Below are 17,730 nucleotides of genomic sequence, written 5' to 3'. Positions count from 1 at the left end.
GCCGGCGCAAGGCTTTGGTAAACGTTTGCGCTGCCCGGGGACTACCTGCCCGGGGACTACCTGCCCGGGCGGACGGTGATCTCGGTGATCTCCGCGTCCCGCGAGGCGTCGAGCGCGGCGAGGACCGCCTTCGCCACGGACTCCGGGTCGATCCACTTGTCGGCGTCGTACGACTTGCCCTCCTGCTGGTGCACCTTGACCTGCATCGCCGTGGCGGTGCGGCCCGGGTAGACCGAGGTGACGCGGACGCCGTGGCCGTGCTCCTCCTGGCGCAGCGAGTCGGCGAGCGCCCTCAGCCCGTGCTTGCTCGCCGCGTACGCCGACCACTCGGCGTGGGCGTTGAGGCCGGCGCCGGAGTTCACGAAGACGACGTGGCCCTTGATTAGCCGCAGCGAGGGCAGCAGCAGCCGGGTCAGTTCGGCGGGCGCGACCAGGTTGACGTTCAGGGTCTCCTGCCAGGCCTTGACCGGCAGTTCGCCGACCTGGCCGAGCTCGACCACGCCCGCGACGTGCAGGAGGGAGTCCAGCTCGACGGGAAGCGCCTGGTGGCCGAAGGCCCAGGAGAGCTTGGCCGGGTCCTTGAGGTCCCCGACCAGGGTGTTCGCCCCGGGGAAGCGCTCGCGCAGCTCGGCGGCCCGGCGGGCGTCGCGGGCCAGCAGCCAGAGGTCGTCCCCGCGCTCGGCGAGGCGTTCGGCGAGGACGGCGCCGATGCCGGAGCCCGCGCCGGTGATCAGATGTGCAGCCATGGTCCGGATCCTCTCAGGCCTTGAGCTGCTCGAAGACCTGCGCGGGGGTGTCGGCGAAGGTGATCAGGTCACCGAGCGGGCGCGGCAGGAAGCCCTCGGCGTCCATCCGCTCCAGCTGGGTGCGCATGCCGCCGTAGAAGCCCTCGGTGTCGAGGACGACCACCGGCTTGTCGAACATCCCGTGCTTCTTGAGCTCCAGCACCTCGGTGACCTCGTCGAGGGTGCCGAGGCCGCCGACCAGGACGACGATCGCGTCCGCCCGGGCCGCCAGCTCGGCCTTCCGCTCCGCGAGGTCCCGCGTCATGACCAGCTCGTCGGCACCGACGTACCCCTTGTGCTTCAGCATCTCGACCATGACGCCGACCAGCCGGCCGCCGGCCTCCTTCACGCCGTCCGCGAGCAGCCCCATCAGGCCGGCGTTGGAGCCGCCCCAGACCAGGGTGTGCCCGCCCTCCCCCAGGAGGCGGGCGAATTCGGCGGCGGGGCCGGTGTAGCGGTCGTCGAGCGAGTACGCGGAGCAGAAGACGCAGATATTCATAGTGTTCTCTGGTGTACCACGTGCCCGCTGCCCGGCCCACCGGCTTTCCTTCCGCACGGGCGCACCGGGCCGGCCTGCGCACCTGCTTGCGTACCTGCTTGCCTGCGTACCTGCTTGCCTGCGTACCTGCTTGCGTACCGACCTACCGACTACCGACCTACCGACCGCGGACCGTTTCGTGGAGACGGACCGGCTCATCCCGCCGGAGTCGTCATGCGGGTGAAGGAGCGGCGGTAGTCACGGGGCGGGACGCCACGGCGGCGGACGAACTGTTCCCGGAGGACCGACGCGCTGCCGTAGCCGACCCGGCGGGCGATCTCCTCGACCGGCAGGTCCGTCGTCTCCAGGAGCTCCTCGGCGCTGCTGAGCCGCAGGTCCCGCAGCCAGGCGTGCGGGGTGGTGCCGGTGGCGGCCGTGAAGCGGCGGGCGAAGGACCGTTTGCTCATCATGGCCCGCTGGGCCAGCTCCGCCACCGGCAGCGGCTCGTGGAGGTGCTCGCGGGCCCAGGCCAGTACCTCGGCGAGGCGCTCGTCCTGACCGTCCTCGGGGGCGGGCGCGGCCAGGTACTGGGCCTGCCCGCCGTCGCGGTGCGACGGCAGCACCATGTCGCGGGCGATGTGGTTGGCCATGGCGGCTCCGTGCTCCCGCCGGATCAGGTGCAGGCACAGGTCGAACCCCGCGGCGGCCCCCGCTCCCGTGACGATCCGCCCTTCGTCGAGGTACAGGGCGTCGGGCTCGACGGCGACGTCCGGGTAGTCGCGTGCCAGCAGGTCCGCGAACCGCCAATGGGTCGCGGCCCGGCGGCCGTTGAGCAGCCCGGCGGCGGCGAGCGCGAAGGTGCCGACGCAGTGGGCGGCCACCAGGGCACCGCGCTCGTACGCGGCCACCAGGGCGTCGAGCACGGCGGGGCCGGGTGGCGTGCGGAAGCCGGCCCCGGGCAGGGCGATCACGAGGTCCGCGGCGGCCAGCCGGTCCAGGCCGTGCCCGACCGTCAGCGGCACGCCGAGGTCGGTGGGGACACTCCCCGGGCGGTCGGCGCAGAGCGCGAAGTCGAAACCGGGCGCCGCCGCCCCGTGGGCCCCGAACACCTCGGCGACGATGCCGACGGACAACATGCCGGCGCCGGGCGGGACGTACGCGGCGACGGTCGCGAAGGGTGCCATCCGCGGATGATGGCACATTTCCTGCGATCGCTGGCATCCGTGCCACTCGTCGGGACTCGGCCCGTTCGACAGGATCGAGGCATGACAGACGCACCGCTCGGCCGCAGCGCCGTGTACAAGGTCCTGACCACCGGCTACGTGGGCTCCACCGGCCCGGGAGTCGCCGCCACGGTCTCCTACGTCTCGGACGCGGGACGGCACGTGATCTTCGACCCGGGCATGGTCGCCGACCACGACGACATCCTCGCACCGCTCGCGGAACTGGGCCTCGGCCCCGACGACATCACCGACGTGGTGCTCAGCCACCACCACCCGGACAACACCATGAACGTGGGCCTCTTCGGCCGCGCCCGGGTCCACGACCACAAGGTGGAGTACCAGGGCCACCACTGGACGAACCGGGACGCGGAGGGCTACGAACTCACCCCGTCGCTGCGGCTGATCCGCACCCCGGGCCACAGCAACGAGGACATCACGCTGCTGGCGGGCACGGACACCGGCGTGGTCGCCTTCGCCGGCGACCTGTGGTGGCACCGGAACGGCCCGGCCGACGACCCGGTGGCCCCGGACCGCGAGGTCCTGCGCGCCTCCCGCCTCCGGGTCCTGGCCGCCGCGGACGTCATCGTGCCCGGCCACGGCGCCCCGTTCACGGCCGACGACAACGCACCGCTGTAGGAAGTGCGCACGGCGGAATCCGCGGAACCGGTCCAGCGGTCCCGGCCGGTCCCAGGCGTCACGTCCGCTTCTGCGCGCGGCACTGTCGGCCACGCTCAGCCCTGCCCGAGCAGCCGCCGACCGTCGTGCGTGCGGACGACCGATGCAGGGTCGTCCCGCAGTGCGTCCAGCAGGCGCACGGCGTAGACCTCGGCCATGCGATCGGACACCTCGGCCGGTGTGAGCCAGGCGACGGCGGTCGACTCGGCCGAGAGCCGCTCGGTCCCGCCTTCGGGACGGCAGCGGAAGACCAGGGCGACGACGCCGCGGCTCACGTTCTTGTAGACGCCGCTCAGCCGCTCGACGCCGACCTTGATCCCGGTCTCCTCGTAGACCTCGCGGCGCACCCCGTCCTCGATGGATTCGGCCGGCTCCAGCACTCCCCCCGGAGGCTCCCAGGTGCCGTTGTCGGCCCGGCGGATCGCGAGCACCCGGCCGTCCTCGCGCACCACCGCTCCCGCGACGGACACCGAGTGGAGCGGCGTTGACCGGGGCGGTCCGGCACCGTCACTCATGCGCAGCAGGACGGAGGCCCCGGGCCGCGCGGGCGTGTCGGTCCGAGAGGGCGCACAGGACGGCCACCAGAGCGGCGGCGAGACGGTCGGCAGGGGTGGCGGCGGGGGCATTCTCCGGCCGGTGGGACGCCAGGCGGGCGGCGAGCCAGCCCGGGGACGCCCAGCCGTCGCGGAGGGCCGTGGTGGTGACCCGGCGCAGCAGGTCGTCCTCCGGGACGGCGCGGGCGGGCTCCTGGAGGTCGGGCGGCAGGTGCTCGATCATCCGCTCCCAGGCCGTGGGGTCGGGCAGCGGCGGCAGCGGTACCGGCGCGGGCCGTTCGCCCGCGCGCGGAGTGGTACCTGTCACCACAACAGCAACCATCTGCCTTTCCTGGTAAGGGACTTCCTGGTTCCGTCCGCACGTGCGGAGCTTCGAGCCTTCACGTGCGGACTTGCCCGGATCCGCAGGTGCGGACTTCCGCTCACCGCAGCGCGGCCTCGGCAGCACCGCACGTGCGGACTTCACCGGCTCCGCATGTGCGGACTTACCGGCGTCGCAGCGGAGTTGCTCCTGCTTGACCCGCCGGGCGTCGGCGCGCAGGACGGCGAGGGCGGCGTCCCAGTCGGGGACGCCGCCCAGGGGCATGGTGACGGCGTAGCCGCGCACGCGGGTGCCGGAGGGGCCGTGGACGAGGGCCAGGACCCCGGCGGCCTCGGCGGCGCGGTAGAAGCCAGGGACGGAGTCCTTGGAGACCCGGCAGGCGCGGGAGAACCAGAGGTTGGAGGGTGGGCAGTGGAGGTTGGTCCCGTCCGCGTCGGCCTTCTGCGCGGCGTGCATGAGGAAGAGGACGAAGGACGACCCGAGGGACTTCCAGGGCCCGCCGGTCGGGACGCTCTGCATCCACTGCCCCACGCGGACCCGGAACTCGTTCGCGGGTGGGGTGCCGGTGGGACGGGCGAGGGCGAGGGCTTCGGTGGTGATGGCGTGCACGTTCAGCCTTTCATGGCCGATATGCGAGCCGGAAGGCAGCCTGGCTGGCATACTGGCCGAGCTTTGGAGAAACGCGTACGCCGGAACCGCCAAGTTACAGGCGTACGCGGGAATGGCCACCGCCCAACTGGGCGGTGGCCATTCCAGTTTACGCCGAGAGAGCAGCTGATTTGACGGACAGTCATAGATTCACTGCGGTCAGTGCTCACGCGAGGCGGGCTGTTCGCTAGTCGGGGCAAGTTCTCCGCGCCATCAGGCTCTGCCGCTGGCGCCCTGACCATCTCACGCGCACTGCGAGCTCTCGCGCCGGACGCCAGGAAGCTTTCAGCTCCCGGCGGCCTGCTCGGCGAGCAGGCCGCCGGGTGACCACGGCTGCCGTGCCGTGGAGTGCACCAGCGGGCGAAGCAGGTCAAGGACGTGGGTCCAGCTGTACTTGTCCCGGCCCCCGCCCGACTTGGGCTTATGCGGAACGTAGTCGCCGATCAGGGCGCCCATCGAGCGCAGGCGCGCCAGGCTCTCCTCGTACGCGGGGTGGGCGGCCTGGGCGGAGTTGATGTACGGCTGGACGGCCACGGGGATGCCGAGCCCGTACGCCTCGCAGAGGATGCCGAGCGCGAGGGTGTCAGAGATTCCGGCAGCCCACTTGTTGATGGTGTTGAAGGTGGCGGGGGCTACCGCGATGGCGTCGGCAGGTGGCAGCGGCTGCGGGATGCTCGGGGTACGCCAGGCCGAGCGGATCGGATAGCCCGTCTGGGCCTCGATGGCTTCCTGGTCTACGAATCCGAGGGCGCTCGGCGTTGCGATCACGCCGACCCTCCAGCCCTCGGCCTGGGCGGCGGCAATCAGTTCGCCCACGTCGTCCGCGATGCCCGAGGCGCAGACGACGACGTAGAGAAACGGCTCGCGATGCTCGGGCAATCGCAAACTCCCAACTCGGCTGGACGGCAGATCAGAGGAGGTCGAGAACCATCACGTCGTGCCGGGCTGCACCTTCCCACGGAACCGCTGAGCCAACCCGCCGATAGCCCCAGGCGCGGTAGGACGCCTGGGCCGCAGTCGCCTCCGGCCTGGCGTTCAGCATCACCCGGCCGTTGTCGAGCCCCTCGACAAGGACGCGATGCATCCGGGTCGCGATGCCTTGACGACGCCACCTCGGCCGGACCGCCAACTCGAAGAGACCGAAGGTACGTTTCCCGTCCTCGCGCCGGAGATCGTCGGAGATGGGATCAGTCAGGGTGTCCCACCACCCGGTGTCTGCCGGCAGCGGGTAGCCGTAAGCCATGCCCACAACGAGGTCGGCGTCATAGGCGACAGCGGCCAGGAAGCCACGCCGGCGGACCTGCGAGCGAAACGGCGGAACGCCCGCTCCACGTCGGCCCGCACCTCCCCGTACGGGGGCTCTGCGAACGCTTCCGCGAACACCTCCTTCAGCTGCCGCTCAAGCTCCGCTGCCTGCTTGCCCCCGAGTAGGTGAACCGTCACTGCCCCCACGCCTCCACCCCATCGTGCAGGTACTTGGCGCTGCCGTCAGCGAGTGCCCTGACGGCTGCGTGCAACCGGTTCCGCTGGCGAATGCGCAGCCGGTCTGCGACCTCCGACGCGGGGAGGAACACGGCCTCGGAGAGTTCCTCGTCGTGCGGTCGCACCCTTCCGGCCAGCTCAGGTGTGAGGGTGCCCGCATCGAAGATGAAGGCGATCTGGTCGTCCCACGGGCCATGCGGGGGGACCCAGTCCACGACCAGCAGGCGATGGACGGTGATCTCCAGGCCCAGTTCCTCGCGCAGTTCCCGCACCGCTGCGTCGTCCGGCGGCTCATTGGCTTCCGCCATCCCGCCGGGCAGGTCCCAACCCTCCTTGTAGGTCGGGTTGACGGTCAGAATACGACCGGCCTGGTCGCGCAGGATCACGTCCGCGGAGACGCGCTTCCGCGCCTGCCGGGCATTGCCCTCGGCGAGGTAGGCGTTCCAGGCGTTGGTGTCGGTGGGCGCGGGCCTCACGTTGAACCTCCCTGAGACGACGGGATGATGTCGGCGAGCAGAAGCAGCCAGGTTCTGCGTGCCTCGTCGAATCGTGCCAGGTACTCACGCACCGGCCCGTACTCGCGGTGCCGCGCAAGGAGCTCACCGAGGTCGTCCAGCTGGTGAACGACCCGTACGGACCCGAGCGTCGGGCCTGTGGCCAGAAGCTCGGTTCCGACAGCGATCGCGGCGTCCAGGTCGCCTCGGTCGGCATGGATGCGCGCAAGCGTGATGCGGCTGAAAGCAAGCGAGCGTGCCCGGCCTTCCTGACGTAGGGCTACGGCCTGTTCGCCATATTGAAGGGCGTCCTTGGAACGGCCGAGGTCGCTGAACGCCAGTGCGGACTCACTGGCGAGCGTGGCGTCGTCGAACGGACTCAACCACGGGTGGTCGTCATCGGCTCCGGCAGCGAGAGCCGCATGCCCCCCGTTCGGCACCGAGTACGGCGGCGAGCACATCGTCCGTCTGACCGTCCACGACGACGGAGCCGGCGCGAGCGGGCGGTTCACCCGTGGCTCCGCGTTCATGCGGCTCCGGCAGCAGCGCACGGACCGGCCGCTCTTCGAGGCCTACCTACGGGGAGAGCCGTGGCCCGCCGACGGGGTGAGGAGCACGACCACCCTCGCCCCGCCGGACACCGGAGGGTGGTTCGAGCAGTTCGTCATCGGCGCCGGCGTGCCCGGTGCGTTCTGGAGGGCGGAACGCTACGAGGACGGCGCGTACACGCTGTGGCTCTACAGCCGCGACACCCGGTCGTGGGCCTCCGCCGACTACGAGCCGGGCCGCACGCAGTACGAGGTGTACCAGTCCGGCCCGCGCAGGCTCTGGGACGAGGTGGACGCCGCGTACCGGTGGTGGGCCGGCCGGGGCCGCCCCGGGCACGAGCGGTTCGGCCTGTCGGTCACCCCGGGCGGGCAGTTCGTCTGGCTGGACTCCCCGGAGCACCCCGTTCCGCAGCACCGGTGACACGGCCCGGCCGCCCCGCTTCGGACGGCCGGGCCCCGGCAACCCGGACCGGCCCGTACCGCCGGGCGCTCCCGTTGCCGACGTCCAGGTCGGCGTCCTCCAGGGCGGACTGACAGGGGAGGCCGATGAACTTTAGGCTGGAGTGGTCTCACTGCCCAGCGGCCTGCAACGAGGAGGAGCCGACCATGAGCACTGCCCCGGATTTGCCGCTTCCGCCGCGCCGCCCCGACGAACCGCATCCTCTGCGGACCATCCGGGAGATCCGGGATTCCCTGCCCGCGGACCAGGCCGAGCATTTCGACGCCGAGCTCGCCGACACCGACATCGACGCACTGCCTGCCATGCTCCACCGCTGGGCGACGCTCGGAAGCGATGGGTTTCTCGACAAGTTGCTGTCGACCCCGTTCGAAGGGCTGGACTTCGGGGAGCGCTCCTATGACGACGCGGCGGGCGGCGAATGATCTACCTGCTCGACACCAACGTGGTTGCTGAGCTCACCACCCGGCCGAAGCCGGCTCCGGCTGTCGTCGCGTGGGCCCGATCGGTCCCGATCCCTGCCCTCTACCTGAGTGTGATCACCGTCGCGGAGATCGAGGCAGGAATCGCGGCGGCACCCGACCCGCTACGGCGGGCTGGGTTCGAGCGGGCCCTTGAGGGCATCCGGAGTGCGTACCGAGACCGGATTGCTGCCGTCGGCGAGCGTGAGGCGCTCGCGTACCTCGCCATCCACCGACGACTCAAGAGCTCCGGAACGAGTATCGACCCGCCGGACGCACTGATCGCTGCGACCGCCCTCGCCAACGGCTGGACGGTGGTGAGCCGCAACATCAAACACCTGGCCCGGACAGGAGCCCTCGTGCTCAACCCGTGGGAGTACGAGGCGTAGGGCGGGCCGGGCGGCATCCGCCGAGCCCGCCCATGTCGTCGGACTACGCGTTGACCGCCGGGCGCTCCGTCGTCGCGATCGTCGCGGAGCCGACGACGCGGGTGCCGTCGTACAGCACCACGGCCTGGCCGGGGGCGATGCCGCGCACCGCGGAGTCCAGGCGGACGTGGAGCTCGCCGTCGACCATCGAGGCGGTCACCGGCACCTCCTCGCCGTGGGCGCGCAGCTGGGCGGTGTAGCGGCCGTCGGCCAGCTCCTCGGTGCCGCACCAGCGGGGGCGGATCGCGGTCAGCCCAGTCACGTCGAGCCCCTCGACCGGGCCGACCGTCACCGTGTTGTTCACCGGCGAGATGTCCAGCACGTACCGCGGCTTGCCGTCCGCCGCCGGGCGGCCGATCCGCAGGCCCTTGCGCTGGCCGATGGTGAAGCCGTACGCGCCGTCGTGCTCGCCGAGCTTGGTGCCGTCGGTGTCGAGGATGTCGCCGGTGGCCGTCCCGAGGTGCTTCGCCAGGAAGCCCTGGGTGTCGCCGTCCGCGATGAAGCAGATGTCGTGGCTGTCCGGCTTCTTCGCCACCGCCAGGCCCCGGCGCTCGGCCTCCTCGCGGATGACGTCCTTGGTGGTGTCACCGAGCGGGAAGAGCGAGTGGGCGAGCTGGTCGGCGTCGAGCACGCCCAGCACGTAGGACTGGTCTTTGGCCGCGTCCACGGCGCGGTGCAGCTCGCGCGAGCCGTCCGGCAGGTCGACGATCCGGGCGTAGTGGCCGGTGCAGACGGCGTCGAAGCCGAGAGCGATCGCCTTGTCGAGCAGGGCGGCGAACTTGATCTTCTCGTTGCAGCGCAGGCAGGGGTTCGGCGTCCGGCCGGCCGCGTACTCGGCGACGAAGTCGTCGATCACGTCCTCGCGGAAGCGCTCCGCGAGGTCCCAGACGTAGAACGGGATGCCGATCACGTCGGCCGCCCGCCAGGCGTCCCGGGAGTCCTCGATGGTGCAGCAGCCGCGCGCGCCCGTACGGAAGGACTGCGGGTTGGCGGAGAGCGCCAGATGGACGCCGGTCACCTCGTGCCCCGCTTCGACGGCGCGGGCGGCGGCGACGGCGGAGTCGACTCCGCCGGACATCGCCGCGAGCACGCGCAGGCGGCCGGTGGACGGAGTGGTCGGGGCACCCGGGAAGTCAGTCATGATGCCAGTAAGCGTACGTGCTCGGCCGGCTGTTCCCCGAGCCGATATCAGCGCCGCACGGACGCCAGACCGGCGTTCCGCGCCCGCTGGACCACCGGGCCGATGGCCTCCGCGAGCGCCGCCACGTCCTCCCGCACCGAGGTGTGACCGAGCGAGAACCGCAGCGAGGCGCGGGCCAGCAGCGGGTCGACGCCCATCGCCAGCAGGACGTGGCTGGGCTGCGGGACGCCGGCCGAGCAGGCGGAGCCGGTGGAGCACTCGATGCCCTGGGCGTCGAGCAGCATCAGCAGGGCGTCGCCCTCGCAGCCGGGGAAGGAGAAGTGCGCGTTGGCGGGCAGCCGGCCCTCGGCCGCCGGGTCGCCGTTGAGGACGGCGTCGGGGACGACGGCCAGCACCGAGGCGACCAGTTCGTCGCGGAGCGCGCCCAGCACGGCCGCGTGCTCGGCCCGCCGCTCGACCGCCAGGGCCGCGGCGGCGGCGAAGCCCGCGGCGGCGGGGGCGTCCAGCGTCCCGGAGCGGACGTCGCGCTCCTGGCCGCCGCCGTGCAGCAGCGGGACGGGGCTGGCGCCGCGGGAGAGCAGCAGGGCGCCGATGCCGAAGGGGCCGCCGATCTTGTGGCCGGTGACGGTGAGCGCGGTGAGCCCCGACTCGGCGAAGGAGACCGGGACCTGACCGAGCGCCTGGACGGCGTCGGCATGCATCGGGATGCCGTACTCGGCCGCCACGGCGGCGAGTTCGACGACGGGCTGGACGGTGCCGACCTCGTTGTTGGCCCACATCACGGTGACCAGCGCGACGGACGACGGGTCCCGTTCGATCGCCTCCCGCAGGGCCGCCGGGTGCACCCGGCCGAGCCCGTCCACCGGGAGGTACTCGACGGTGGCGCCCTCGTGCTCGGAGAGCCAGTGCACGGCGTCCAGCACCGCGTGGTGCTCGACGGGGCTGCTGAGCACCCTGGTCCGGGCCGGGTCGGCGTCGCGGCGGGCCCAGTACAGGCCCTTGACCGCGAGGTTGTCGGACTCGGTGCCGCCGCCGGTGAGGACGATCTCGCTGGGCCGCGCGCCCAGGGACTCGGCGAGCGACTCGCGGGCCTCCTCGACGACGCGGCGGGCCCGGCGGCCCGAGGCGTGCAGGGAGGAGGCGTTGCCGACGACCCCCAGGTGCGCCGACATCGCGGCGATCGCCTCGGGCAGCATCGGCGTGGTCGCCGCATGGTCCAGGTATGGCATAACCATCCGATTGTAGAGGGCCGCCCGCCGCCGTCACGGCCACCGGCGCAATCCGGCCACCCACGCCTCACGGGACCGCGTACCAGCGACGTACGGCACCGGACCCGGGACCACCCACCGGCCACGTACGGCACCGGACCCGGGACCGCGCCGGTGGCACCGTCCCGCCCGCCGGACGCCCGCGTCCGGGCCCGGTTTGGCCGCCCGCCGGGGCCAGCGGTTAGCCTGACGACCCACCGCAAAAGAGGCCGTACGGGACAGGACTGGGGGCGGGATGTCGCAGTCTGTCGATCGCGCGCTGACCATCCTCGGCTCCCTCGGCGACGGCCCGGTGACCCTCGAACAGGCCGCGACCAGCATCGGCGTGCACAAGTCCACGGCGCTGCGCCTGCTGCGCACCCTGGAGGAGCACGGCTTCGTCCACCGCCTGGACGACCGGCGCTACCGGCTCGGCGGCCGGCTGCTGTCGCTCGCCCACCGGGCGCTGGAGGAGATCGACGTGCGGCGGATCGCGGCGCCCTACCTGGCCGCGCTCAACCGCCGCTTCGGGGTGACCGTCCAGCTGGCCGTGCTCCAGGACGACGAGGTGCTCTACCTGGACGAGCTGGCCGGCCGCTGGCACCCGGGGGCCGGCCGACCGTCCCGGATCGGGCGGCGGGCCTCGACGACCGGCACCGCGATCGGCCGGGTGCTGCTGGCCGGACTGCCCGAGGACGGCACCCGCGAGGACGACCTGCCGGCCGAGCTGGCCAGGGTCCGCCGCCAGGGCTGGGCGGCCGAGTCGGCCGAGCACCGGGAGCCGGTGGCCTGCGTGGCCGCGCCGGTGGCCGGGAGTGCGGGGCGGCCGGTGGCCGCGTGCGCGGTGAGCGCCCCGACCTACGAGATGGCCCCGTTCGAGCTGGTCCGGCTGCTGCCGGAGCTGCTCTGCACGGCCGAGGCGATCTCCTTGGCGTACGGGGGCTCGCCTACTCCTCGCTGGTGCGAGAACCGTTGCGGTGCCAGGCCCGCGGGGCACGCCAGCCGTACTTGAGGGCGAGCATCCGCAGCACGAAGGCGGTCAGCGCGGCGGCCGTGCCGGTGGCCGCGCTGAGCCGGTCGAGGCCGATCAGCACCACCACCAGCGTGGAGCCGACCAGGGCCGGAACGGCGTAGATCTCCCGGTCCCAGCGGAGCAGCGAGGGGATCTCGCCGGCCAGCACGTCGCGCATCACGCCGCCGCCGGCCGCCGTCACCATGCCGAGCGCGATGGCCGCCACCGCGCCGAGGCCGTAGTCGTGCGCCTTGGCCGTTCCGGTGACGCAGAAGAGGCCGAGCCCGAGGGCGTCGAGGGTCTGCACCGCACGGTTGATCCGTTCGACCTCGGGGTGCAGGAAGAAGACCACCAGGCCGGCCACGAGCGGGGTGACGAAGTACCCGAGGTTGGTGAAGGCGGCCACGGGCGTGGCCCCGATGACGAGGTCTCGCATCACCCCGCCGCCGAGGGCGGTGACCTCCGCCAGCACACAGATCCCGAAGATGTCCATGTTCTTGCGGACGGCGAGCAGGCCCCCGGAGAGGGCGAAGACGAAGATGCCGATCAGGTCCAGCGACTGCTGGACGTCGGAGGGGAAGATCTGCGAGGTCACCGCACAACTATGGACCCGCGGAACCTCCCCCTCCGATTCGGCTCAACCCGGCCGCCTCACGCCGAGGCGGGGGCCTTCTCCGCCGTACCGCCCGCCGAAGGCGCGTTCTCCGGGCTCTGCTAGTCGTTCCCCTCGCTCCGCTCGGGGAAGTGGCAGGCCACCTGGTGCCCGGTCTTGAGCGCGGCCAGCGGCGGCTCCTGTGTGGCGCAGATCTCCTGCACCTTCCAGCAGCGGGTGCGGAACCGGCAGCCGGACGGCGGGTTGATCGGGGACGGCACGTCGCCCTTGAGCAGGATGCGCTCGCGGCGCTGCCTGCGGCGCGGGTCGGGCACCGGCACGGCCGACATCAGCGCGTTGGTGTACGGGTGCATCGGGTTCGCGTAGAGGGAGTCCCGGTCGGCGATCTCGACCACCTTGCCGAGGTACATCACGGCGACCCGGTCGGAGACGTGCCGGACCACCGAGAGGTCGTGCGCGATGATCAGGTAGGTCAGACCCAGCTCGCGCTGGAGGTCGTCCAGCAGGTTGACCACCTGCGCCTGGATGGAGACGTCGAGCGCGGAGACCGGCTCGTCCGCGACGACCATCTTGGGCCGCAGGGCGAGCGCCCGGGCGATGCCGATGCGCTGGCGCTGGCCGCCGGAGAACTCGTGCGGGTACCGGTTGTAGTGCTCGGGGCTGAGCCCGCACAGCTCCAGCAGCTCCTGGACGGCCTTCTTGACCCCGCCGGCCGGCTCGGCCTTCTGCAGCTTGAACGGCGCGCCGACGATGGTGCCGACGGTGTGCCGGGGGTTCAGCGAGGAGTACGGGTCCTGGAAGATCATCTGGATGTCGCGGCGCAGCGGACGCATCGCCCCGGTACCCAGGTGGGTGATGTCGGTCCCCTCGAACTCGATCTTCCCGCCGGTGGGTTCGTCGAGCCGGGTGACCAGTCGGCCCATGGTCGACTTGCCGCAGCCGGACTCGCCGACCACGCCGAGGGTCTCCCCCGCGTTGACGGTGAAGTCGATGCCGTCGACGGCCCGCACCGCGCCGGTCCGGCGGCGCAGCAGCCCGCCGTGGATCGGGAAGTGCCGCGTCAGTCCGGTCACCCGGAGCAGCGGCTCGCGGTCGGGAGCGGGCGAGGGCGCCGGCACCTTCTTCAAGGGCTCGGGGGCTGCCGCCTGAGTGTCCGTCATCGGTTCTCTCCAGAAAGGTGGTACGAGGCCGGGCTCACAGCCGGGGCGCGATCTCTTCGGCGAAGATGCGGTGCCGGTCGGCGGTGGCGAGGTGGCAGGCCGCGTGGTGCCCGGGCGCCGCCTCGGTCAGGACGGGGGTCTCGCTCGTGGAGCGGCCCCCGGTCTGCCCGGCGTACGGGCAGCGCGGGTGGAAGGCGCAGCCGCTGGGCACGTTGATCAGGCTGGGCGGGGTGCCCTTGACCGGGACGAGCCGCTCCTGGAGCTCGCGGTCGAGGCGTGGCATCGAGCCCAGCAGGCCCCAGGTGTAGGGGTGTTCGGGCGCGTCGAAGAGGGTGTCGGCGGGTCCGCGCTCGACGCACTTGCCGCCGTACATGACCAGGATGTCGTCGGCGATCTCGGCGACCACCCCGAGGTCGTGGGTGATGATGATGACGGCCGAGCCGAACTCCTGCTGGAGGTCGCGGATGAGGTCCAGGATCTGCGCCTGGACGGTGACGTCCAGGGCGGTGGTGGGCTCGTCAGCGATCAGCAGCGAGGGGTCGTTGACCAGGGCCATGGCGATCATGGCGCGCTGGCGCATGCCGCCGGAGAACTGGTGCGGGTAGTCGTCGACCCGGCGGTCGGGCTGCGGGATGCCGACCCGGTCGAGCATCTCGACCGCGCGGGCCCGGGCCTGCTTCTTGGTGGCCTGCGGATGGTGGACCCGGTAGGCCTCGATGATCTGCGCCCCGACCGTGTAGTACGGGTGCATCGCGGTCAGCGGGTCCTGGAAGATCATCGCCATCTCGCGGCCGCGCAGCTGCCGGACCCGCTCGGGGCCGGCCGCGATCAGGTCCTCGCCGTCGAGGCGGATCTCGCCGCTGATCCGGGCCCGCTTGGAGCGGTGCAGGCCCATGATGCCCAGCGAGGTGACGGACTTGCCGGAGCCGGACTCGCCGACGATGCCGAGGGTCCTGCCCTTGTGCAGGTCGAAGCTGACCCCGTCGACCGAGCGGACCAGGCCGTCGTCGGTGTCGAAGTGGATCCGCAGGTCCCGGACGGAGAGGAAGGCGTCCCCGGTCGGGGCGGCCACGGGCGCCGGGGTCTTCTGGAGCTCGGTCACGACAGCCTCACCCGGGGGTCGACAGCGGCGTACAGGAGGTCAACCACGAGGTTGCAGAGGACGATGAAGAAGGCTGCGAGCAACGTGACGCCGAGGATCTTCGGCAGGTCGTTGTCGGCGATCGCGGAGACCGCGAAGGCGCCGACGCCCTGGAGCGAGAAGACCTGCTCGGTGATGAGCGCACCGCCGAGCAGCAGGCCGAGGTCCATGCCGAAGATGGTGACGACCGGGGTGAGCGCGGAGCGCAGTCCGTGCCTGACGACGACCTTGCGCTCGACCAGGCCCTTGGCCCGGGCGGTGCGGATGTAGTCCTCGCTCATCGTCTCCAGCATTCCGGCGCGGGTGAGCCGGGCGTAGAGCGCGGAGTAGAGGAAGGCCAGCGAGATCCAGGGGAGGATCAGGTTGCGGGCCCACATCAGCGGGTCGTCGGTGAAGTTGACGTACTGCAGGTTGTCCAGGATCGGCCACTCGTAGCTGAAGAGCGTGAGCAGCAGCGCGCCGGTGAAGAAGACCGGCAGCGAGACGCCGGCGAGGGCGACGCCCATGGAGAGGCGGTCGAAGATCGAGCGCGGCTTGAGCGCCGAGATGACGCCGGTGGTGACGCCGGAGACCAGCCAGAGCACCGCGGCGCCGATGGCCAGCGAGAGCGTGATCGGGATGCGCTTGGTCAGCTCGGGCCAGACCTCAAGGTGGTTCTTGAAGGAGTAGCCGAAGCAGGGAACGTGGCAGGTGGCCGCGTCCGGGCCGAACTTGTACTCGGCCCCGGTGACCAGCGCCTTCAGGAAGCGCCCGTACTGGACGTAGATCGGCTGGTCGAACCCGAGGTTCTTCTTGACCGCCGCGACCGCTTCGGGGGAGGGGTTCTTCCCGATGTACTGCGTGGCCAGCTGGTCGGTCGTCTCGCCGGCCAGGCGCGGCAGCAGGAAGAAGATCGCGAAGGTGACCGCGCTGACCACCAGCAGCAGCACCACGGCCGCGAGCGTCCTGCGGAGGATGTAGGCAAACACAGTAGGGCGGCTCCGGCGGCCCGCCGCCGTCCGGGATCTTCCGGACGGCGGCGGGCGCCGCTGCCTTCACCTGCCTTCAGGGATGCGGAGCCAGGCTCTTACTTGCTCGTACCGATGTTCAGGTAGTCGTACTCACCCGAGAAGGCCGAGGTGGAGACGACGTTGGTGGCGGTGTCCGAGCGGTACAGGAACACCTTGAAGTAGGTCAGCGGGACGTAGACCGCGCTCTCCATGACCTTCTTGTCGATCTCGGAGTAGATCTTCTCGCGGGCGGCCTTGTCGGTGTTGACCGCGGCGTCGTCGAGCAGCTTGTTGATCGCCGGGTCGTTCAGCGAGGCCAGGTTGTTGTTACCGGCCTCCTTGATGGCGCGGCCGTCGACGATCTGCTGCAGGAAGCCGTAGCCGGTCGGCCAGTCGGCGCCCCACTGCATCATCATCAGGCCGATGTTCTTCTCCTTGTTCTTCGCCGGCACGCCGACGTTGTCGGAGAGGTACTTGCCCTGCGGGAACTGCTGGATCTCGGCGTTGATGCCGATCTTCTTCAGCGCGGCCTGGATCGAGGTCGCGGCGGCGATCTCGGTGGCCCGCTCGGTACGGGCGGACAGGACGGTGGAGAAGCCCTCCGGCTTGCCGCAAGCCTTGAGGGCCTCCTTGGCCTTGGCCTCGTCGCCCTTGTTGTCCTTGGTCTCGTACAGGTTGATGTCCTGGTGACCCGGGATGTCCGCCGGGAGCACCGAGTTGGCGATCTGGCCGCGGATCGGGCCGCCGATCGCGGTCTGCACCGAGACCTTGTCGATCGCGAACTGGACGGCCTTGCGGCAGTCGACGTTGTCGAACGGCGCGACGTGGCTGTCGATCGCGGTGTAGACCAGACGGCCGCCGTAGGCGTTGTCGGTCTTGGCCTTGAGCTTCGGGTTCTGCAGGATCTGCGCCTGGGTCTGCGGGTCGACGCCGCCGCCGACGAGGTCCACCTGGGCGTTGCCGGCCAGCAGGTCCTTGTCGATGGTGGACTGCTCGATGTTCATCTTGAGCAGGATCTTGTCCGCGAGCTGCTTGCGGATCGGGTCGCTCTTCGCGTCCCAGTTGGTGTTCGGCACCAGCGTGAGCTGCTTGCCGTCCTCGTAGGACTCGAACTTGTAGCTGCCCGAGGCGAGCGGGTGCTTGACGTAGTCGGCGCCCTTGTCCTTGTCCTTCGGGACCGGGACGGTCTGCGGGGCGGAGACCAGGTAGTCGAAGTCCGCGAAGGCGTGCTTCAGGTGGAAGACGACGGTCAGGTCGTCCGGGGTCTCGATCGACTTCAGGTCACCGGTGGTGTCCTTGTACGGACCCTCGTACGGGGTCGGGTTGTCGACCAGCAGCTCCTTGAAGTACGTCGGACCGTTCGAGAACACGTCCGGCGCCCAGTTGGAGCGCTCCACCGCGTACTTGACGTCCTTGGACGTGATCGCGCTGCCGTCCTCGTACTTGAGGCCCGCGCGCAGCTTGTACGTCCAGGTCAGGCCGTCCGCACTCGGCTGGCCCATCGACTCGGCGAGGTCCGGGACCAGCTTGTTGCCCTCGTCGCCGGGGCCCGGGGCGAAGGTGGTCAGCGGACGCCCGTACAGGCGCGAGAAGTTGTAGATGTACGCGTAGTACGTGTTGCCGGGGTCGAGCGAGTCCGGCGTGCCCTTCATCTCGTAGGTGACCGTCCCGCCCTTCTTGTCCGAGGCGTTGACGATGCCCTTGGTGGCCGCGTCGGCACCGCCGGAGGAGGCGGCGGAGGACGAGTTGCTGTCCCCGCTCTTGGAGGAGCTGGACGAGCAGCCGGTGACGACCAGGACAGTGGCGGCAGCCACTGCGGTCAGCGCGACGGTACGGGACCTACGCATGGTGGGATCAACCCCTTGAGGAGTG

21 protein-coding genes are annotated in these 17,730 nt (G+C 71.2%); 5 read left to right on the top strand and 16 right to left on the bottom strand.

Translation table 11 applies throughout. From position 1 onward, the window contains the following. Positions 1 to 56: 56 nt before the first annotated feature. From J5Y04_RS09245 to J5Y04_RS09235, 3 genes are all read right to left on the bottom strand, one after another. Positions 57 to 746: an SDR family oxidoreductase gene (locus J5Y04_RS09245; RefSeq protein ID WP_209411374.1), complete on the bottom strand. Its 690-nt coding sequence runs from the start codon at positions 744 to 746 to the stop codon at positions 57 to 59. A 13-nt stretch (positions 747 to 759) separates the two neighbouring features. Continuing rightward, positions 760 to 1,284 (bottom strand): TIGR00730 family Rossman fold protein, encoded by a 525-nt coding sequence (locus tag J5Y04_RS09240; protein ID WP_209411373.1) that lies wholly within the window; start codon positions 1,282 to 1,284, stop codon positions 760 to 762. 194 nt (positions 1,285 to 1,478) lie between these two features. Beyond that, positions 1,479 to 2,447 carry a GlxA family transcriptional regulator gene (locus tag J5Y04_RS09235; RefSeq protein ID WP_245204480.1) on the bottom strand — a complete coding sequence of 323 codons (969 nt, stop codon included), beginning with the start codon at positions 2,445 to 2,447 and terminating at the stop codon, positions 1,479 to 1,481. An 81-nt stretch (positions 2,448 to 2,528) separates the two neighbouring features. On the opposite strand from J5Y04_RS09235, the gene J5Y04_RS09230 reads away from it, so the two are divergent. After that, a complete protein-coding gene (locus tag J5Y04_RS09230; RefSeq protein ID WP_209411372.1) occupies positions 2,529 to 3,122 on the top strand; it encodes an MBL fold metallo-hydrolase in 594 nt (197 codons plus the stop codon). Between the two features lie 95 nt (positions 3,123 to 3,217). Here the strand turns inward: J5Y04_RS09230 and J5Y04_RS09225 are convergent, their stop codons facing one another. The 6 genes from J5Y04_RS09225 to J5Y04_RS41495 all read right to left on the bottom strand — a co-directional run bounded on the left by J5Y04_RS09225 (position 3,218) and on the right by J5Y04_RS41495 (position 7,173). After that, entirely contained in the window at positions 3,218 to 3,676 is a 459-nt protein-coding gene (locus tag J5Y04_RS09225) for an NUDIX hydrolase (RefSeq protein ID WP_209411371.1), read from the bottom strand. After that, positions 3,669 to 4,646, bottom strand: a complete 978-nt coding sequence (locus J5Y04_RS09220) for a hypothetical protein (protein WP_209411370.1) — start codon at positions 4,644 to 4,646, stop codon at positions 3,669 to 3,671. The genes J5Y04_RS09225 and J5Y04_RS09220 overlap by 8 nt, the downstream gene beginning before the upstream one ends. 324 nt (positions 4,647 to 4,970) lie before the next feature. Beyond that, entirely contained in the window at positions 4,971 to 5,564 is a 594-nt protein-coding gene (locus tag J5Y04_RS09215; protein ID WP_209411369.1) for a flavoprotein, read from the bottom strand. A gap of 31 nt (positions 5,565 to 5,595) precedes the next feature. Beyond that, a complete protein-coding gene (locus J5Y04_RS41500; RefSeq protein WP_245204479.1) occupies positions 5,596 to 5,928 on the bottom strand; it encodes an N-acetyltransferase in 333 nt (110 codons plus the stop codon). A 196-nt stretch (positions 5,929 to 6,124) separates the two neighbouring features. Beyond that, positions 6,125 to 6,643, bottom strand: a complete 519-nt coding sequence (locus tag J5Y04_RS09205; RefSeq protein WP_209411368.1) for an NUDIX hydrolase — start codon at positions 6,641 to 6,643, stop codon at positions 6,125 to 6,127. After that, positions 6,640 to 7,173: a lipopolysaccharide assembly protein LapB gene (locus J5Y04_RS41495; RefSeq protein WP_245204478.1), complete on the bottom strand. Its 534-nt coding sequence runs from the start codon at positions 7,171 to 7,173 to the stop codon at positions 6,640 to 6,642. The genes J5Y04_RS09205 and J5Y04_RS41495 overlap by 4 nt, the downstream gene beginning before the upstream one ends. Positions 7,174 to 7,189: 16 nt before the next feature. On the opposite strand from J5Y04_RS41495, the gene J5Y04_RS09195 reads away from it, so the two are divergent. The 3 genes from J5Y04_RS09195 (at position 7,190) to J5Y04_RS09185 (ending at position 8,516) form a co-directional block, all read left to right on the top strand. Then, entirely contained in the window at positions 7,190 to 7,630 is a 441-nt protein-coding gene (locus tag J5Y04_RS09195) for a hypothetical protein (protein WP_209411367.1), read from the top strand. A 185-nt stretch (positions 7,631 to 7,815) separates the two neighbouring features. Further along, positions 7,816 to 8,091 carry a hypothetical protein gene (locus tag J5Y04_RS09190; RefSeq protein ID WP_209411366.1) on the top strand — a complete coding sequence of 92 codons (276 nt, stop codon included), beginning with the start codon at positions 7,816 to 7,818 and terminating at the stop codon, positions 8,089 to 8,091. Then, on the top strand, positions 8,088 to 8,516 hold the full coding sequence (locus J5Y04_RS09185) for a PIN domain-containing protein (RefSeq protein WP_209411365.1): 429 nt from the start codon (positions 8,088 to 8,090) through the stop codon (positions 8,514 to 8,516). The genes J5Y04_RS09190 and J5Y04_RS09185 overlap by 4 nt, the downstream gene beginning before the upstream one ends. A gap of 43 nt (positions 8,517 to 8,559) precedes the next feature. Here J5Y04_RS09185 and mnmA read toward each other — a convergent pair whose 3' ends face one another. Continuing rightward, positions 8,560 to 9,696, bottom strand: coding sequence for a tRNA 2-thiouridine(34) synthase MnmA (gene mnmA, locus J5Y04_RS09180; protein WP_209411364.1), 1,137 nt, complete (start codon positions 9,694 to 9,696; stop codon positions 8,560 to 8,562). Between the two features lie 47 nt (positions 9,697 to 9,743). Next, positions 9,744 to 10,925 (bottom strand): cysteine desulfurase family protein, encoded by a 1,182-nt coding sequence (locus J5Y04_RS09175; protein ID WP_209411363.1) that lies wholly within the window; start codon positions 10,923 to 10,925, stop codon positions 9,744 to 9,746. Positions 10,926 to 11,199: 274 nt separating this feature from the next. On the opposite strand from J5Y04_RS09175, the gene J5Y04_RS09170 reads away from it, so the two are divergent. After that, positions 11,200 to 11,955, top strand: a complete 756-nt coding sequence (locus J5Y04_RS09170; protein ID WP_209411362.1) for an IclR family transcriptional regulator — start codon at positions 11,200 to 11,202, stop codon at positions 11,953 to 11,955. On the opposite strand, the gene J5Y04_RS09165 is transcribed toward J5Y04_RS09170, so the two are convergent. The 5 genes from J5Y04_RS09165 to J5Y04_RS09145 all read right to left on the bottom strand — a co-directional run bounded on the left by J5Y04_RS09165 (position 11,891) and on the right by J5Y04_RS09145 (position 17,705). Beyond that, positions 11,891 to 12,550 carry a trimeric intracellular cation channel family protein gene (locus J5Y04_RS09165; protein ID WP_209411361.1) on the bottom strand — a complete coding sequence of 220 codons (660 nt, stop codon included), beginning with the start codon at positions 12,548 to 12,550 and terminating at the stop codon, positions 11,891 to 11,893. The two genes, J5Y04_RS09170 and J5Y04_RS09165, sit on opposite strands and share 65 nt — an antisense overlap. A 119-nt stretch (positions 12,551 to 12,669) precedes the next feature. Then, positions 12,670 to 13,728, bottom strand: coding sequence for an ABC transporter ATP-binding protein (locus tag J5Y04_RS09160; protein ID WP_209411360.1), 1,059 nt, complete (start codon positions 13,726 to 13,728; stop codon positions 12,670 to 12,672). Positions 13,729 to 13,762: 34 nt separating this feature from the next. After that, complete coding sequence (locus tag J5Y04_RS09155; protein WP_209411359.1) at positions 13,763 to 14,830, bottom strand: ABC transporter ATP-binding protein; 1,068 nt, start codon at positions 14,828 to 14,830, stop codon at positions 13,763 to 13,765. Continuing rightward, positions 14,827 to 15,837: an ABC transporter permease gene (locus tag J5Y04_RS09150; RefSeq protein WP_209411358.1), complete on the bottom strand. Its 1,011-nt coding sequence runs from the start codon at positions 15,835 to 15,837 to the stop codon at positions 14,827 to 14,829. Before J5Y04_RS09150 ends, J5Y04_RS09155 begins: the two co-directional genes overlap by 4 nt. Before the next feature lie 98 nt (positions 15,838 to 15,935). Then, complete coding sequence (locus J5Y04_RS09145; RefSeq protein WP_209411357.1) at positions 15,936 to 17,705, bottom strand: ABC transporter substrate-binding protein; 1,770 nt, start codon at positions 17,703 to 17,705, stop codon at positions 15,936 to 15,938. Positions 17,706 to 17,730: the final 25 nt, after the last annotated feature.

The organism is Kitasatospora sp. RG8 (assembly GCF_017813315.1).
Lineage (GTDB): Bacteria > Actinomycetota > Actinomycetes > Streptomycetales > Streptomycetaceae > Kitasatospora.
The sequence above is the reverse complement of the archived record's forward strand: the minus strand, read 5'-3'. Positions and strand labels throughout refer to the sequence as shown.

Coding starts and splice junctions, on each gene's coding strand:
- J5Y04_RS09235 (WP_245204480.1), bottom strand. CDS start 2,447: ATGGCACCCTTCGCGACCGTCGCCGCGTACGTCCCGCCCGGCGCCGGC.
- J5Y04_RS09225 (WP_209411371.1), bottom strand. CDS start 3,676: ATGAGTGACGGTGCCGGACCGCCCCGGTCAACGCCGCTCCACTCGGTG.
- J5Y04_RS09240 (WP_209411373.1), bottom strand. CDS start 1,284: ATGAATATCTGCGTCTTCTGCTCCGCGTACTCGCTCGACGACCGCTAC.
- J5Y04_RS09245 (WP_209411374.1), bottom strand. CDS start 746: ATGGCTGCACATCTGATCACCGGCGCGGGCTCCGGCATCGGCGCCGTC.
- J5Y04_RS09190 (WP_209411366.1), top strand. CDS start 7,816: ATGAGCACTGCCCCGGATTTGCCGCTTCCGCCGCGCCGCCCCGACGAA.
- J5Y04_RS09195 (WP_209411367.1), top strand. CDS start 7,190: ATGCGGCTCCGGCAGCAGCGCACGGACCGGCCGCTCTTCGAGGCCTAC.
- J5Y04_RS41500 (WP_245204479.1), bottom strand. CDS start 5,928: ATGGCTTACGGCTACCCGCTGCCGGCAGACACCGGGTGGTGGGACACC.
- J5Y04_RS09230 (WP_209411372.1), top strand. CDS start 2,529: ATGACAGACGCACCGCTCGGCCGCAGCGCCGTGTACAAGGTCCTGACC.
- mnmA (WP_209411364.1), bottom strand. CDS start 9,696: ATGACTGACTTCCCGGGTGCCCCGACCACTCCGTCCACCGGCCGCCTG.
- J5Y04_RS09145 (WP_209411357.1), bottom strand. CDS start 17,705: ATGCGTAGGTCCCGTACCGTCGCGCTGACCGCAGTGGCTGCCGCCACT.
- J5Y04_RS09170 (WP_209411362.1), top strand. CDS start 11,200: ATGTCGCAGTCTGTCGATCGCGCGCTGACCATCCTCGGCTCCCTCGGC.
- J5Y04_RS09185 (WP_209411365.1), top strand. CDS start 8,088: ATGATCTACCTGCTCGACACCAACGTGGTTGCTGAGCTCACCACCCGG.
- J5Y04_RS09175 (WP_209411363.1), bottom strand. CDS start 10,925: ATGCCATACCTGGACCATGCGGCGACCACGCCGATGCTGCCCGAGGCG.
- J5Y04_RS09160 (WP_209411360.1), bottom strand. CDS start 13,728: ATGACGGACACTCAGGCGGCAGCCCCCGAGCCCTTGAAGAAGGTGCCG.